General features: G+C 72.7%; 6 protein-coding genes and 3 pseudogenes. 3 read left to right on the forward strand and 6 right to left on the reverse strand.

All coding sequences use genetic code 11. The features are described 5' to 3' along the window. Window positions 1-37 precede the first annotated feature (37 nt). The 4 genes and pseudogenes from Prubr_RS37070 to Prubr_RS37075 all read right to left on the reverse strand — a co-directional run. Window positions 38-3199 (reverse strand): acyltransferase domain-containing protein, encoded by a 3162-nt coding sequence (locus Prubr_RS37070; protein WP_246569029.1) that lies wholly within the window; start codon window positions 3197-3199, stop codon window positions 38-40. Then, on the reverse strand, window positions 3094-4995 hold the full coding sequence (locus Prubr_RS24815; RefSeq protein ID WP_212817319.1) for a beta-ketoacyl [acyl carrier protein] synthase domain-containing protein: 1902 nt from the start codon (window positions 4993-4995) through the stop codon (window positions 3094-3096). Before Prubr_RS24815 ends, Prubr_RS37070 begins: the two co-directional genes overlap by 106 nt. 2 nt (window positions 4996-4997) lie before the next feature. Beyond that, window positions 4998-10670, reverse strand: coding sequence for a type I polyketide synthase (locus Prubr_RS24820; protein WP_212817321.1), 5673 nt, complete (start codon window positions 10668-10670; stop codon window positions 4998-5000). Window positions 10671-10864: 194 nt separating this feature from the next. Further along, window positions 10865-12337 (reverse strand): annotated as a pseudogene (locus Prubr_RS37075) (nitronate monooxygenase); the annotation flags it as partial. Window positions 12338-12931: 594 nt separating this feature from the next. On the opposite strand from Prubr_RS37075, the gene Prubr_RS24825 reads away from it, so the two are divergent. Together Prubr_RS24825 and Prubr_RS37080 are read left to right on the forward strand one after the other, a co-directional pair. After that, on the forward strand, window positions 12932-13891 hold the full coding sequence (locus Prubr_RS24825; RefSeq protein WP_212817323.1) for a sulfite exporter TauE/SafE family protein: 960 nt from the start codon (window positions 12932-12934) through the stop codon (window positions 13889-13891). 165 nt (window positions 13892-14056) lie between these two features. Next, a pseudogene (locus Prubr_RS37080) lies at window positions 14057-14197 on the forward strand (IS5/IS1182 family transposase); the annotation flags it as partial. Between the two features lie 526 nt (window positions 14198-14723). Here the strand turns inward: Prubr_RS37080 and Prubr_RS24830 are convergent. Continuing rightward, window positions 14724-15373: pseudogene (locus Prubr_RS24830) on the reverse strand (IS701 family transposase); the annotation flags it as partial. Between the two features lie 507 nt (window positions 15374-15880). On the opposite strand from Prubr_RS24830, the gene Prubr_RS24835 reads away from it, so the two are divergent. After that, window positions 15881-16555 carry a hypothetical protein gene (locus Prubr_RS24835; RefSeq protein ID WP_212817325.1) on the forward strand — a complete coding sequence of 225 codons (675 nt, stop codon included), beginning with the start codon at window positions 15881-15883 and terminating at the stop codon, window positions 16553-16555. A gap of 10 nt (window positions 16556-16565) precedes the next feature. On the opposite strand, the gene Prubr_RS24840 is transcribed toward Prubr_RS24835, so the two are convergent. After that, on the reverse strand, window positions 16566-16898 hold the full coding sequence (locus Prubr_RS24840) for a hypothetical protein (protein WP_212817326.1): 333 nt from the start codon (window positions 16896-16898) through the stop codon (window positions 16566-16568). Window positions 16899-17065 lie beyond the last annotated feature (167 nt).

Here is a 17065-nt window from a genome sequence, read left to right on the forward strand (position 1 = left end):
CCTTCTGGTCGTGAGATGGATGGTTGGTCGGAGCGCGTCACCGGACCGCCCCGCCGGGCGCGGCGGACGGCTCGGAACCGGTGGCCGGCTCCGCACCCGTGGACGACTCGGAACCGGTGGCCGGCTCCGGGCCCCAGGTCCAGGCGACGACGTACCGCCGGGCCGGCAGGTGCTCGGGGTTGCCGACCTCCCGGTACGCGACCCGGTAGGTCCGGCCGTCGACGTCGACCGCCAGGCCGGCGGCGTTCGCCGACCGCACCACGAACCGGTGCGGCCGGCCGTCCAGCCCGGTGCCCTCGGCCTTGCCGGCCGCCTCCTTGGCGGCCCAGAACCGGGTGAACCACAGCCACCGCAGGTCGGGGTCGGCGCCGGCCAGGGACGCCAGGAGCACCGACTCGGCCCCGGTGAGCGCGAACCCGACAGTGCTCTCCGGATGTCCGGTGACCTCCGCGACGTCGATGCCGACTCCGGGACCGCCGGGTGCCGCCCCGGGGACTCGCCGCCGGGCGATCGCCACCCCGATCTCCGCGCAGTGCGCCAGCGAGACGTCGCAGTCGCCCAGGCCGCGGCCCGGCCGGCCGCGTACCCACGGCCGCCCGGCTCCGTCGTTGCCCACGGTCAGCTCGATCGGGTAGATGTCGGTGTGGCCGTCCTCCCACAGCCGGGACCGGACGGCGTCCTTGACCGCGATCCGGCCGAGCAGCCACTGCTTGCGCAGCTTCGCCGGCTGCCGTTCGTAGTCGGGGTACCCGGCGCCGCCGAGGATGCCCCGGGCCGCCATGCCCAGCGTGACCAGGTCGGTCCAGCAGTCGAAGGCCATCGTCCAGCCCTCCGGCTGGAACAGCGACATCGGATACCGCTCCGGGAACCGCTCCGCGACCCGGGCCTGCGGGTGGCTGTCGAAGCGCCGGTCGACCGCGCCGTCGATCTGTGCCCAGACCCGGCCCTGGTAGCTGAGCTGGGTGTCGGCGACGAGCTGACCGTCCGCTATGGACTGTACCCGGGCAACGCACTCGAACTCCCGGCCGACCGGCGGCGGCGGACCGAAGAAGCGGACGTGGCCGAGCCCGACCGGCAACGCCACCGTACGGAACGGCTGGGTGGTGATCAGCCAGTTGCCGATCACCTGGAGGGCGTTGTCGAGCAGCGCACCCGGCGGCTCCGGCGCCCGTACCACCCCGCGTACGTGCATGTCGCCGATGGCGTGGATGTGGGTCACCCCCTGGAAACGGGGGCCGTGGAACATCAGCCGCTCGGCGTACATCTCGTCGGCGGGCAGCGTGGTCGGCCGCTCGGTCGCCGGGTCGTGCCACCACACCTGCGGCGGGTCGGCCGGGTAGCCGTCGGCGACCTCGACGGTCGCCCGCGCGTACGGGCCGAGGTTGACCGCGTACCGGCCGGGGCCGGCCGCCTTCACGATGATCTCCACGTCCTGGCCCGGCTCGGCGATCAGCCAGCGGTTGAACCGGGCCTCGTGGACCGCCACCACCCGCCGGCCGGGCAGCAACTGCTCGGTGGCGTCCATCATGTGCTGCACCAGCGCGGTCGCCGGCACCACCGGCCACCGGTCCTCGACGACCGGCCAGTCGTCCGGCTGGACGAAGAAGCAGTGGTCCAGCAGATACGGCATGGTCTCGATGGAGACCCGCAGGACGACCCGGCCGACGACCTCGCCGGTACCCCCGGGCCGGGCCGTACCACCCGCCGACCCGCCGGCCGGCCCGGTCGCGGCACGCGGCGCCGGCACGGCGGCCCCTGGTCCCGGGGGAGCGGTCCGTGGTGCCGGTACGGCGGGCGGGGCGCCGGTGGTGCGTGGTGGCCCGGACGGTGGCGGTGCCGGCCGGGTCGGTGCCGGCCGGTCCCGGACCGGGGTGCCGGTGGCCGCTGACAGGACGCTGGCCGCACCCTCGGCCGTGTCGCGCAGCAGCGCCGCGAGTTCGGCCGCCGCGCTGGAGTGCCCGGCGAGCCGGTGCAGCGCGGCCAGGGCGGCGGCGTTCCCGGCCGGCTCCGGGACCGGCGGGGTGGCCGGGGGCGTCCCCGACCCGGCCGCGGGCGCCCCGGTGACCGGCCGCGCGACCGGCCCGGCCGCCGACGTCCGGGCGGTGGCACCTGCCGTGGTGGCGGCGGGCGGCGGGGCGGCACCGTCCGGCATCCGCGAGGTCGCGGTGAAGCCGAGCAGCCCGGCGGCATCCGCGCCCAGCCGGACCAGCGGCCCGCCGAGATCGAGCCGGACCACCGGCCCGCGCCGGCCGGTCCCGCCAGCCGGCTTCGCCGCCGGCGGTGCCACCTGCCCGGCCGGCGATGGCGGCCGTCCCGCCGGCGACGGTACGTCGAGCGCCCGCAGGTCGGGGGCACCGCCCTCCACCCACAGCGCCGTCGCCACCCGGCGGAGCTGGTTGAGCCCGCTGCGGGCGGCGACGTTCACCGGCATCGCCAGGTGGTCCCGGCCCCGCAGGTTGTCCCCGATCAGCGAGGCGAGCTGGCCGGCGCCGACCTGGAGGAAGACCCGGACCCCGGCGTCGTACATCGCGGCGACCGTCTGCCGGAACCAGACCGGTTCCATCATGTGCCGGACGAAGAGCCGGTTCACCTGCTCCTCGTCGGCCGGGAACGGGGCGGCCAGCGTCGCCGACCAGACCGGCATCCGGGTCGGGTGCACCTTCCAGCGGCCGAGGGCGGCACCGATCGACCGCAGCCCGTCGGCGAAGGCCGGGGTGTGGAACGCCGACCGGAACGGCAGCTTCTGGCAGAGGACGTTGCGCGTACGCAGCGCCTCGACGAGCCGGTCCACCTGCGGCTCCGGCCCGTTCACGACCGACTGCGCGGGCGCGTTGTCGTGCGAGAGCACCACACCGGGAAAGTCGCCGAGCAGCGGCGTGACCCGGTCGGCACCGGCCCCGACGGCGGCGAAGACGTACCCCTCGACCTCCACCGACCCGGCGTCGAACATCGTCAGGAACTCGTCCATCGCCGCCGTGCTGATCTGGCCGCTGACCGCGGCCGCCGTCCACTCGCCGATGCTGTGCCCGCCGACCGCGTCGGGGCGTACGCCGATCCGGTCCAGCGCCTCGGCGAGCAGCTTGCCGACCTCGATCAGGCCGGCGCCGTGCCGGCCCAGGTCGGCGGCGGACCACGGCCGGTCCGGCAGGCCGAAGTGACGGGCCAGGTCGGCGGTACGCGGAGAGAACTCGGCCTCCAGTCCGGGGAAGACGAAGGCGAGCTTCCCATCGCCGGCGAGCAGCGGCTCGGGGCTGAACCAGATGTCCCGGCCACCGCGCCAGGCCACCCCCGGGCCACCGCCCTACGGGCGACGGCGAGCAGCCGGTCGGTCGGTCCGACGATGCCGAGCCGGGCCCGTTCGGTGCCGTCCGCCGGCTGTTCGCCGCGGGCCCGTTCGACGCCGAGCCGGCGTACCGTCGGGTCGTCGGCGGCCAGCAGTTCGGCGAGCCCGGCCGGGCCGGCGGCGGCCAGCCACAGCACCTGGTCCGGCTCGTCGACGGCGACCGCCGCACCGGCGGCTCCCGGGGGCGCGGGAGCGGGCCGGCCGGCGGCCGGCCCCGCGGCGAAGGCCGGGGCGGGGGCCGCCCCCACCTGCTCCGGGGCCTGCTCCACGATGAGGTGGGCGTTGATCCCGCCGAACCCGAACGCGTTGACCCCGGCCCGGCGTGGCCCGTCGCACTCCCACGGCCGCGCCGTGGGGATCGGCGCGAATCGGGTGCCGGCCATCTCCGCCCGCGGCGTCTCGCAGTGCAGGGTCGGCAGCAGCACGCCCCGGTGGACGGCGAGCACCGCCTTGATCAGGCCGGCGATACCGGCCGCCGGCATGGTGTGCCCGATCATCGACTTGACCGACCCGATCACCGGCCGGGGCCCACCGCGGTACGGGCCGAAGACCTCGGCCAGCGTGGTCAGTTCGGCGGCGTCGCCGGTCGGCGTGCCGGTGCCGTGCGCCTCCAGCATTCCCAGCGCGTCCGGCGCGGTCGGGTCGAGCCCGGCCGCTGCCCAGGCCCGCCGGATCGCCAGCACCTGGCCGGCGACCGCCGGGTTGAACATGCTCGCCGACCGGCCGTCGCTGGAGACCCCGCTGCCCCGGATCACCGCGTAGACCCGGTCACCGTCGCGCTGCGCGTCGGCGTACCGCTTGAGCACCACCATGCCGGTGCCCTCGCCGATCAGCAGCCCGTCGGCACCGCTGTCGAACGGCCGGATCTCGCCCCGCCGGGACAGCGCCCGCAACTGGCTGAACACCGACCAGAAGCTGATGTCGTGCACGTGGTGTACGCCGCCGGCGAGAACCGCGTCCAGCCGGCCGTTGACGAGTTCGGCGATGCCCTGGTCGACCGCGATCAGCGACGAGGCGCAGGCGGCGTCCAGCGTGTACGCCGGCCCGCGCAGGTCGAGCCGGTTGGCGACCCGGGACGCGGCCAGGTTGGGCACCAGCCCGATCGTCCCCTCGGGCTGGTGCGGGCCGAGCCGTTCGTCGAACTTGCGGCGGACCAGGTCCAGCCGGTCCTGGTCGAGGTCCGGCATCAGGTCCTTCAGGATCTGGATGACCTGGCTGGACATCCTGACCCGCTGGGCGTACCGGGCCTGGGCGGGACTCAGGATGCCGCCCCGGCCGAGGATTACGCCGACCCGGTCACCGGCCGGCAGCCGGTCGGCGCCGCCCGCGTCGTCGATCGCGGCCGCCGCGACCTCCAGCGAGATCAGCTGGTCCGGTTCGATCTCGGCGATGGACGCCGGCATCACCCCGTACCGCAGCGGTTCGAAGGTGGCGTGCTCGTCGACGAACCCGCCCCGGCGGCAGTACAGCCGGTCCGGCCGGTGCGCCTGCTCCGGGTCGTAGAACTCCTCGTCCCACCGGTGCGGCGGCACGTCGGTGATCGCGTCGATCCCGTCGACCAGGTTGCGCCAGTAGCTGGAGATGTCGGCGGCGGCGGGCAGGACCGCGGCCATCCCGACGATCGCGACCTGTCCGGTCCCGGGGGCCGGCACGCTCACCACCCCGACGCCGTGTAGACGACGGAGGTGACCGACGGGTCGGCCCAGGCGAGTTCGCGCAGCAGGCTGAGCGCACCCTCCTCCGGGTCGATCAGGCCGATGCCGCGCCGGGCGTACTCCCGGCTCAGTTCGGCGGTGACCATGCCGCCGTGCCCGGCACCGGGCGCCCAGGGTCCCCAGTGGATGGTGAGGCAGCGGTTGCCGGTCCGCGCCGCCCACCGCGTGCCGATCGTGTCGAGGGCGTCGTTGGCCGCCGCGTAGTCGGCCTGTCCCCGGTTGCCGTACGCGGCGGCGACGCTGCCGAAGAACACCACGAAGCGGGGTGCGCCGGGCAGGTCGTCGAGCCCGGCGAGGATCGCGCGGGCACCGTCCACCTTGGTGTCGAAGACCCGGGTGAACGACTCCGGGTCCTTCTCCGCGATCAGCTTGTCCTCGATGATCCCGGCGGCGTAGACCAGGCCGTCGAGCCGGCCGTACTCGCCGTGGATCTCGGTGACCAGCCGCCGGGTCGCCGCGGCGTCGCGGACGTCGAGGCTGTGGTACCGCACCTCGCTGCCCAACTCGGTCAGCTCGGCGATGGTGGCCCGGACCTCCCGGGCGGCCAGCACCGCCTGGGCCGTACGGTCGATCTCCGCCGGCGACCGCAGCCCCTGCCGGGCCAGCGCGGCGACCAGCGCCGCCTTGTCCCGGGCCCCGGCCAGCTCCACCGGCTCCGGCCGGTCCGGCAGCGGGGTACGGCCGACGAGTTCGATCCGGCACCGGCTGGCCGACGCCAACGACCGGGCGATCCACGGGGTGATGCCCCGGGCGCCGCCGATCAGCACGACGACTGAATCGGTCGACAGGCCGACCGCGGCCGTCTCCGCGACCCCGTCACCGGCCGGACCGACCCCGCCGGCCACCAGCGCGCCCAGCTCCACCTGCACCAGGTCGGTGGCGTACCGCAGTTCGCCGCGCCGGTGCACGACCGGGGCCTGGCCGGCAGTCAGCAGCTCGTCGAGCAGTTGCCGGGCGACCACCTCCGGCCCGGCGGCGGCGTCGACATCGACGTACCGGGCGGCCAGGTCCGGGTACTCCCGCGCGACGGTACGGAACAGGCCGGGCATCCCGTCGGCGGCGGCGGTGCCCCGAGACCCGGCGGCGAGCAGCCAGTGCGGCCGGGCGGCCAGCACCCGCCGCAGCAGCGGGAAGACCGCCGGCAGCAGCGGCTCGTCGAGGTCGGTGAGGCCGTCGAGCAGCAGGACACCGTCGAAGCCGTCGAGGTCGGCGGCCGCCTCCCCGCCGAGGACCCCGAGCTGCCCGCTGGCGCCGTACGAGGCGAGCAGCTCGGTCAGTCGGGCGGTGACCGGACCGCTACCGGTGATCAGGAAGTGGCTGCCGCCGAGGACGGCGGCCGGATCGCCGGGTGCCTCGTCGGCCGCCCGCTCCTTCCCGACGAGGCGCTTCGGCGCGACCCCGACCCCGGCACCCGCCTGCGGTGCGGCCGGTGCCGCCACCGGCCCGGCCGGGACCTCGGCCGCCGGCAGCGCGACCGGTTCGGCGACCGCCGCCACGACGGGGCCGGCCGGTGCGCCGATCATCCGCTGGTCGAGCCAGCCGACCATGGCGCGTACGGTGCGGGCCTTGACGAGGTCTTCGAGTTCGGATTCGTCGCCGTCGGTGGTGAGGCGTAGGCGTACGGCGACTTCGCCGGCGACTTCGGCGCGTTTGATGGAGTCGATGCTGAGGTCGGCTTCGAGGTCGAGGTCGAGTTCGATGAGGTCGACGGGGTAGCCGGTGCGTTCGCTGATGACGGCGAGGATCGCCTGCTGGAACTCGGCGCTGGTCACCATGGCACCGGCGGTTGCCCCGGCGGTCGGGGACCCGGCGGGTACGGCGGCCGGTACCACCGCCGGCGGCGCGGCCGGCGAAGCGGCGACCGCCGCGGTCTGCGCACGGTTGTCCAGCCAGCCGACCATGGCGCGTACGGTGCGGGCCTTGACGAGGTCTTCGAGTTCGGATTCGTCGCCGTCGGTGGTGAGGCGTAGGCGTACGGCGACTTCGCCGGCGACTTCGGCGCGTTTGATGGAGTCGATGCTGAGGTCGGCTTCGAGGTCGAGGTCGAGTTCGATGAGGTCGACGGGGTAGCCGGTGCGTTCGCTGATGACGGCGAGGATCGCCTGCTGGAACTCGGCGCCGGTGGGTACCGGCACGACCGGTGCGGCCGGTGCCGGCGGTGGGGGAGCGGTGACCACGGCGACCGCGGAGCCGCCGTTCGGCACGGCCACCGCACCCGAGCCGCCGTTCGGAACACCGACCACCGCCGGCACCGGGACCGGGGCTGGTACGGCCGGGGCCGGCAGTGCCGCCGCGGCCGGCAGGGCGGCGGTCGGGTGGCCGGCGTCGAGCTGGCCGTCGGCCGGATGCCAGACGTACCGGCCGGCGGCACCACCGTCGCCGAGGAAGGCGAGCATCACGTCGCGCTGCGACGCGATCACGTCCCGGGTGGTGCGCAGGAACTCGCTGAGAAGTTCGCCCCTGCTGTCGTGGCCAGCGCTGGTGACGCCGTTCGAGGGGGTCATCGACAACTCCTTGATCCGTCGGGGAGGGGTCATGCCACCGGGCAGGGTGTTACCGTCCTGGTCCCGTACCAACTGGCCGTCGACGGTCCAGACGGGACGGCGGGCCGATCCGGTGGGGGTCGGGCCGGCCGGCACCCGGCCGTGGAAGAGCCAGTCGGTGCGCACCGGGGCGCCGGCGCAGGCCAGCTCCCCGATCGAGATCAGGAAGCCGCGCAGACCGTCGGCCGGCCCGCGCTCGCAGGCGACCGCCCGGTGTGGACGGTCGCCGAGGACCGCCCTGACCAGCCGGGTGAGTACCTGCCCGGGACCGGCCTCGACGAACACCCGGGCCCCGGCGGCGTACATGGCCTCGATCTGCTCGACGAACCGGACCGGTGCGCCGATCTGCTCGGCGAGCTGGTCGCGGACCTGTTCCGGGCCGCCCGCGTACGGTGCCGCGGTCAGGTTGGACCAGACCGGCATCCGGGGTGCGGCGATCCGCCGGCCGGCGAGGACCTCGGCGAACCGCTCCACCGCGCCGGCCACCACCGGGCTGTGGAAGGCGCAGGCGACCCGCAGGCCGCGCGCGGTCAGGCCGGCGTCCTTGAGGGCGGCGACCGCGGCCCGCACCTTGGCCGTGGGGCCGGAGACCACCACCTGGTCGGGGGCGTTCCGGTTGGCCAGTACGACCTCGCTGCTCAGCCCGGCCGCGGCGAGCACCCGGGCGACCTGGTCGGCGTCGCCGGTGACCGCCGCCATCGTCCCCGGGTCGTCACCCGCGGCGGCCAGGATCGCCGCCGCCCGTTCCCGGCTCAGGTCGAGCAGCGTCGGCGGGTCGAAGGCACCGGCGACGCAGAGCCCGACGAGTTCGCCGTAGCTGTGGCCGGCCGTCATGTCGGGGCGGACCCCGAGCCGGCGCAGCAGGTGGTCGACGGCGAGTCCGCCGATGCCCAGCACCGGCTGGGCGACCCGGGTGTCGCGTACCCGCTCCTCCTGCCCCGCCCGGCCCGCCTGGTCGAAGGCGGCCGGCGGGAAGAGCAGGTCGGCGGCGTCGCGGTCGAGTTCGAGGTAGTGGCGCAGCTCGGGGAAGGCGACGAACAGCTCGGCCAGCGACCCCGGCCGCTGGCTGCCCTGCCCCGGGAAGAGGAAGGCCACCTTGCCGGGTTCGCCGTCCGCCCGCTCCGGCGGCTGGACGAGACCGCAGGCCGGGTCGTGCTCGCCGGCCAGGGCCCGGCGCAGCAGCGTCGACAGTTCCGCGAGGTCCCGGGCGACGACCGCGACCCGGGTCGGGCCGGGCCGGACGGCGGCCGAGCCGGCGGCCGCGGCGGCCAGTTCGGCCAGCCGCCCCGGCCGGTCGGTGCCGTCGGCGGCCAGTGCTTCGGCGAGCTGTCGTACCGCCCGGTGCGCGGCGGCCCGGTCGGCGCCGCGGAAGCAGAAGAGTTCGGCCGGCCAGAGCCGGCGGCCGTGCCGGGGCTCGGGCGCGGCGGCGTACGCGGCGAGTACGACGTGGAAGTTGGTGCCGCCGAACCCGAACGCGCTCACCCCGGCGACCCGTTCCGCGGCCGGCGCCGTCCATGGGCGGGCCTCGGTGAAGAAGGCGAACGGGCTCCGCTCGGGGTGCCAGGCCGGGTTGGGGCGCTCCAGGTGGATGGTCGGCGGCCGGACGCCGGTGTGCAGCGCGAGGGCGGTCTTGATCACCCCGGCCAGCCCGGCGGCGCACTTGGTGTGCCCGATCTGCGACTTCACCGAGCCGAGCGCGCACCCGCCCGGCTCGGCCCCGGCCTCGGTGAACAGCCGGGTCAGGGTCTCCAGTTCGGTGCGGTCGCCGACGACGGTGCCGGTGCCGTGCGCCTCCACCAGTCCCACCTGGGCCGGCGAGACGCCGCTGCGGCGGTAGGCCCGGTCCAGCGCCCGGCGCTGCCCGTCCGGGCGGGGCGCGGTCAGGCCGAGGGCCCGCCCGTCGCTGGCCCCGCCGAGCCCCTTGACCACGGCGTAGATCCGGTCGCCGTCGCGTTCGGCGTCGGCGAGCCGCTTGAGTACGACGCAGGCCACCCCCTCACCGAGGGCGATCCCGTCGCCGGTGCTGTCGAAGGTCCGGCACCGGCCGGTCGGCGAGAGCGCGTGGGCGGAGGTGAACATGAGGTAGTCGTTGATGCCGTTGTGCAGGTCGGCGCCGCCGCAGATCATCAGATCGCTGTCGCCGCCCGCCAGCTCCTTGCAGGCGGCGTCCATCGCGGCCAGCGACGAGGCGCAGGCGGCGTCGATGGTGTAGTTGGGACCGCCCAGGTCGAGCCGGTTGGCGACCCGGCCGGCGATGACGTTCGCCAGTACGCCGGGGAAGCTGTCCTCGGTGACCCGGGGCAGCAGCGCCTCCATCTCGTCGGGGACCTCACCGAGGTACGCGGGGAGCATGGTCCGCAGCGTCTGCGCGTGCCCCATGTCGCTGCCGGCCTCGGCCCCGAAGACCACCCCGGTACGGGAGTGGTCGACGCCCGGATCGTCGTAGGCGTACCCGGCATCCAGTAGCGCCCGGTGGGAGACCTCCAGGGCGAGCAGTTGGGTCGGGTCGATGCTGCTCAGTGCCGCCGGCGGGATGCCGTAGCGGATCGCGTCGAACGGCACCGGCTCGATGAACCCGCCCCACTTGGAGACGCTGATCCGGCCGGTCTGCCCGGGGCCGACCTCCGGGGCGTAGTAGTGGTCGGTGTCCCACCGGTCGGCGGGGACCTCGGTCACGGCGTCGGTGCCGCTGAGCACCGTACGCCAGAAACTGTCCAGGTCCGGCGAGCCGGGCAGCACGCAGGCCATGCCGACGATGGCGATGTCGAGCGGCGCGGGTGCCTCCTCGACGTCGCCGGCCGCCGGGGTGAACCGGTCGCGCAGCCGCGCCAGCCGGTCGGTGTGGAAGGCGGCGGCGGCGCCGGTGACCTCGTCGTGCAGCCGGGCGACGGTCGTGGTGCCGTCGCGCAGCAGCGCCACCTGCCCGGCCATGAAGAGTCCCTCGGCGGCCTGGACGTCCTCGCCGACGTCCTGGATCGTGTCGCCCTCGCGGCGGCGGCCCTTACTGGCGATCCGCAGCCGGCCGACGTTGAGCAGTTCGAGCTGTTCCCACACCTGCCGGCTCTCCACCCCGGCGGCCTCCAACTCGACCCGCAGCCGGTGGAAGTCGTCGACGAACAGGGTGTGCAGGCACCGGGTGGCGTGCCCGGGGCCGTCTCCAGCAGCGCGGTCCGGTCGGCGTCGACCGCCATGCGCTGGAACAGCGGCTGGATCGCCCCGTGGGTGACCGCCTCCTCGGTGAACAGGTAGGCGGTGCCCATCAGCACCCCGATCCGGGCACCCCGGCGGGTCAGCGGCGCCGCCATCGCGGCGACCATCGCCGCCGAGCGGGCGTCGTGGATGCCCCCGGCGAAGAAGACCTCCACCTGGCCGGCGGCGGACGGGTCGCCGTCGAGGTATTCGTCGAGCACCAGGAGCTGGGCCTCCCACAGGGGGAAGCTGGCGCGGGGGCCGACGTGCCCGCCGCACTCGGCGCCCTCGAAGACGAACCGGCGGGCTCCGGCGCGCAGGAACTGGCGGAGCAGGCCGGGCGACGGTACGTGCAGGAAGGCGCGGATGCCCTCCGCCTCCAGCGCCTTCGCCTGGGGCGGGCGGCCACCGGCGATGATCGCGCAGGCCGGGCGGATCTCCCGGATGACGTCCAGCTGGGCGGCCCGGATGTCGTCGGGGGCGAAGCCGAGCACGCCGACGCCCCAGGGCCGGTCGCCGAGCAGGCCGGCGGTCTCGGTCAGGATCCGGCGGGACTGTTCCGGCCCGTTCAGGGCCAGGGCGACGAACGGCAGCCCGCCGCCGCCGGCCACCGCGGCGGCGAATCCCGCCTCGTCGCTGACCCGGGTCATCGGCCCCTGGGCGACCGGCATCCGTACGCCGAGCGCCTCGGCCAGCGGGGCGCCGGGCAGCAGCGGCTCGCCGGCCGAGTCGTCGGCGAGCGTCGCCAGCAGCGACTCGCGTATCCCCCGTACGGCGGCTGCGGTGTCCGGCCAGCGTTCGGCGAAGACGGCGGCCAGCCAGCCGTCCTGGCCGATCGGCAGCAGTTCGGAGGTCTCGTCGTGCGGGCCCCCGCGCCGCAGTCCGCGTTCGGCGCCGACGAGCACGGTCTCCGAGCCGTCCATCCGCCGGATCGCGGCCTGGACGTCCGCCGGCAGTTCGGCTTCGGGCATCAGGGCGAGCTGGCTGTCCAGCAGCACGCCGGCGGCCCCGCCGACGAGGCAGGCGCCGGCGGTGCGCGGGCCGATCCCGCCGGCCACCCAGACCGGCAGGTCGCCGGTGTCGCCCGCGACGAGCTGCTGGAACAGGATGAACGAGCTCTGTTCGCTGACCCGGCCGCCGGCCTCCATGCCGCGGGCGACGAGTCCGTGCGCACCCGCTGCGGCGGCGGCCCGGGCCTCGGCGAGACTGGTCACCTCGACGAGCACCCGGTAGCGGGCGGCGACGTCACCGACCTGCCACGGGGCGTCGGCGGTGAGCAGCACCAGGTCGACGGCGCCGGGCGCGGCGCGCTCGACTTCGTCGACAGTGGCGGTGCAACCACCGGGCACCCGTACGCCGATCGGCCCGGATGCCCAGGTGGCGGCCTGGGTGAGCGCTTGTAGCACCCAGTTGCCGCCGCCGGCCAGGTCGAGCAGGCCGGTACCGCCGCCGGCACAGGCGGCAGCCGTGATCCGTGGACCGGGTTCGAGGGCGCCGGCCGGATTGACGGCCAGGACCAGGTCGCGCATGTTCGGTGCAGCACTCATCGGGGCTCCCACTCCGGTTGCGGCGGCTTCGCAATGGGACAGGCTGGGTCGGCCGGCCGCGCGGGCGACCGACTGAAGATCGAATTGGTGCGTATCGATGTTGCGCTGGGTCACAAAGTAGCTGCGCTTAGTTTCGGCTCAGTTAAATCTGACCAAGTTGACCAACGTGGTGAACAATCTCTTTCGGTAGGCGTCGGTCGCAGATTGGGCGGGCGGTGGCGGAATGGCAAGTCACAGTTCATGATCGAATTTGTCATCCCTATTCGCGCGCGTTTACTTGATGTCGCAGCGCGCGTCAAGCAAACGTGCGAGTGATTGCGCTTCCCGGTATGTGGAACGGCTGTTGCTTCCTATTGTTGGCGGCCCTAAAGATTTCTATCTATGCCTGGCCGGCATTTCCTATCGAGTAACTCTGACTTCCTCGGGGCCGTTGACGAAATCTGAAGGTGATCGTCAACATCTTCACGTATTGGCTCTGAGCTGGGCAAACGTGGTCGCCGAATCGTTCGACTCGGCGAATCCCGTGCAGTTAACGATCGTTTCGATCCCGCCTGGACCTATCCAGGCGCCCCCACTCTCACTCGGTGGTTCACTATGCGTAAACTTCTTCTTCTCGCCCTGGTGGGGCTCGGAGCGCAACTCGTCGACGGTAGTCTCGGTATGGCCTACGGTGTGACCTCCACCACACTTCTGCTGGCTATCGGCGCCAGTGCCGCAAGTGCGTCGGCAACCGTTCATCTCGCGGAGATCGGAACGACCCTGGCCTCCGGTGTCGCACACTGGCGATTCGGAAATGTCGACTGGTCGGTCGTTCTGAAGGTCGGCGTGCCCGGCGCGATCGGTGCTTTTGCCGGCGCCACCTTCCTGAGCAGCCTCTCCACCGAAACCGCAGTGCCGATCATGTCGTGCATCCTGTTCACCCTCGGCATCTACCTGCTGGTCCGGTTCACCGTCGTCGGCTTCCCCACCGGCCGGACCGGTCCGCCGCTGCGTAAACGTTTCCTCGGCCCGCTCGGTCTGGTCGCCGGCTTCGTCGACGCCAGCGGAGGCGGTGGGTGGGGCCCGGTCGGCACCCCCGCGATCCTCGCCAGCGGCCGGATGGAACCCCGCCGGGTGATCGGCTCGATCGCCACCAGTGAGTTCCTCGTCGCACTGGCGGCCAGCGTCGGCTTCCTGGTCGGGCTCGGATCGGAGAACGTCAACTTCGCCTGGGTCGGCGCCCTCCTGCTCGGCGGGACGGTCGCCGCACCGATCGCCGCCTGGCTGGTACGCAAGATCCCACCCCGGATGCTCGGCTCCGCCGTCGGCGGCATCATCATCCTCACCAACAGCCGTACGCTGCTGCGCAGCGAGTGGATCGACGCCCCGGCCGGCGTACGCTATGCCGCCTACGCGACCATCCTCGCGGTCTGGGCGGGCGCGGTCGCCTGGTCGCTGCGGCAGCACCTCGCCGAACAGGCGCTGACCGCCTCGGCAGCCGGGGCCGCACCCGAACCGGGTGACGCCGGTCGGTCAAAGTCCGAACGCCCCGAACTCGCCGACGAACTGGGCTGACCGGCCCGCCCGGGTAAGGCCGGCGCCCACGTTGAGATCGCCGAACAGGACCGCGGGCGACGGCACGACGGTCGAGCATCGCCACGACCCTGACCGTGAACTGTTCGGCGACTGGCCAACATGGCAGCCGACGTCCCCGACGCCCACCTGCTCCTACCGCTACGGGACTCCATCGCCCCGATCCGCGGCCGGCGTGGCCGACCCCGGCAGCGGTCCGACAAGCTCCACGCCGACAAGGCGTATGACGTCCGCGCGCTGCGGGCCGAGATCCGCCGCCGCGGCATCGCCGTGCGTATCGCCCGCAGGGTCCGGACATGGTGGCCCACTTCCGGTCGGCGAGGCGGTTCAGGACGGAGCCGATCGCCCCGGAGGACCTGCCGGGCAGTTCCCGGCCGAGGTCGCCGATGGAGAAGGCGCGGTGCGGTTCGGTCGCGAGCAGGGTCAGGACCGGCGCGAACATGGGGCGGGGCTTGGCCTTCGGCTTGGCGGGCCGAGTGGGTGAGGTCATCGGGCACCTCCGACGATGGCTGCGGTCAGCGTGCAACCGATACCCGCGGTCCCGGACTTGATCAAGTCGTATCCGCCCAGCTCCGGCGGTGTGTGGCCGGTCAGCGTCTGGCGGATCGAGATTCGTGTCGAGTGCGACATGAATGCTCCTTGGCGAAATGAAGCCGCCGCGCGCCCCGTCCCCGGGGGCGCGCGGCGGCAGTGGTGCGCCACAGCGGGGCGGGAAGAGCGCGCGTAGCCGTACTCGGCTACGCGGAGCGGTGCTCAGGTCGGGCGCCTACCAGTTCGGCGGCGCGGGCGGGTCAGGCAGTGATGTCGGGCCGGAGTCAGGCCCGGGCGGGGTGTTGCAGAGGACGGTCAGGACGGCCAGGGCGAGCATGGCCAGGGTGATGAACCGGTGCCAGCCGGTCTAGCCGCGGACCTGGTAGTGGCCCAGGCCGACCTGCCCTTTGCCGGTCTGGGACAGCTCCTCGATGCTCCAGCGTGAACCGGCGACTCGCACCCGGGTGTGTAGCGGCACCGGGCGGGCGGGTGGCCAGCACAGGTAGAGGGTCAGTTCGCTGTGGCCCGGCTTTGGCGGATGAGCAGCCACCGGTATTCACCCGGCTGGGTGGCCGTGGTGATTCACGCCCACGGGTAGTGCGGGGACCTTCTGCTTCCGGCCCGCAACTGTGCACCTGCCACTCGCGGCTGGGGAATCCGGTCGGCGAGGTCGTCAACCCGCACGAGGGTACGGCCGTCGTTGACGTGCTCGCGTCGGTCGCAGCCGACGGCAGGAGGTAGCCGAGCCCGCCGTGTTCCAGGTCAGCGCGGAGGCCCGGGTCGGCGTCGTAGACCTCGTCTTTCGCTCATCCGCCCGAACAGGACGCTGGCGCCCACCGCGGCGGCGATCATCTGCCGGGCCAGGGCCGGCTTCGTGGCGAACCCGACGTCATCGGGTACGCCGGCGGCAGCGAGGCGTTCGGGCTGGTCGCACCGGGCCGCCTGGCGGGTCTACGCTGTGGTACACAACCGTGCGTGCCCCGGGAGGCGCGGTCCACCGCGCGGATCTGCTCGGTCAGCGAGCCCTATCCAGATCTTGGACAAGCTTCGCGACCGACGTTGAGTAGATCGAGGACCTTACGACGAAACTCGGGCGGGTATCTTCCCGGCACGTCTCTCCTCGACAGGCGACGAGCCTGACCAGTCAACCAACCCGACTCCACCGAACCCGGGGAACACTAGACACTTGAGACCGGATCAGCTCGGGCGTCAGAGATTTGGACGTGCGCATATCCGACAATGACGCGTCCGATTGTCGTCACATGATCCCTCTGCCCACGGCCACTGGAGAAATGCAGGAGAAAATCGGGACGGCGAGGGCTGCGTTGTCGGGCAGAATGTGTTTTACTGGCGCCACTGATTTCGACGTATCCGGAGCGCGGGGTGCCTTAAGGGGCGCCGGAGTAATCCATCCATCCATGAAGTAAAACGAGGCTTACTGTGGCGGCAATTGAGAAGGTTATAGCGGGATTCACGGGTTCAGACGACAAGGCTGTACAGGTTAAGGAGCGCCTGGAGTTCATAAGGAGTGCCGCCGAGGCGCATCTTCAGCTCGCCGAGGACCGTATCGGGGCGATGCTGCACGGGACGGGGGGCGGAATCAGCGACCTGTTCATCGTTCCGGGGTCAGTGCAGAACTTTCAGCAGGGATACACTGTCTCCTCGGGCGAGGCGGCCACCGCCGGCATCGATGCGGCGGTAGATCAGTTCTTCTCCGGGCAGTACAAGGACGGCCTGAAGACCGTCGTCCACTCCGCTATCGACACCCTGTTCAGCGATACGACGGCCGGTGAGACCAAGAGGGACTTCTACTTCGTGACGATGGAGCACAATGCCTTCGTCCGCGTCGATGTGTCCTTCTGGAAATACTATTTCTCGCAGAAGAGCATCACGGATACCGTCGAGCAGGCGTTCTGCTACACGTTCGTGAAATCTGTCGTCGACCACAAGAAGGTCCCGCTCGACACCATGATCTACCTGATCTCCCAGTACGTGGGGGACGATCTTGCCAAGGTTCACGACTTCCTTCAAGGCATGAGGGAGCTCTACGAGGACCTGAGCAACCAGGATCTCGCCGCCGCCGACCCCGCCAGCGTCACGAGTCATTTCGCCTAACACTCCAACGTCACTTGGCTCGGCGGTTGGGAGTGGCGTGGGCATGAGGACGGCCACCGCGTTGATCATCGATGGTTTGTGAGGACAATCGAAGATCGTGCGGTGGCCGTCTGCCACAACGTGGACCCGCCAGGTGGCGGGTCATCCTGGACGAGTGGGCCTCGTAGTGCTCGTGCTGCTCAAGCAGGACGGTCACGATGCGATCGGTGAGCCGCGGGCACGCGTTCACCGGGTCTCCCTCACGAAGAAAGCCGTGGCCCCGTTTGAGGATGTCGACGTCCTTACGCACCCGCCGGTTCTCCCGACGCAGCCGCGCCAACTTCTCCCGCTCCACGCTGGTCACAACCCGTCCGTCCGAGTGCCGGAATCGAGGTCGGCCTGCTTCACCCAGTCCCGCACCGCCGTCTCGGTCAGATCGAAATCCTTCGGACCTGACCGACCGTGCGGTCACCCCGCCGGCACACCTCGACGATCTCCGCCTTGAACTCCGGCGTGAACGCCCTCCGCGGC

The organism is Polymorphospora rubra, from assembly GCF_018324255.1.
GTDB lineage: Bacteria > Actinomycetota > Actinomycetes > Mycobacteriales > Micromonosporaceae > Polymorphospora > Polymorphospora rubra.

Coding starts and splice junctions, on each gene's coding strand:
- Prubr_RS24825 (WP_212817323.1), top strand. CDS start 12,932: ATGCGTAAACTTCTTCTTCTCGCCCTGGTGGGGCTCGGAGCGCAACTC.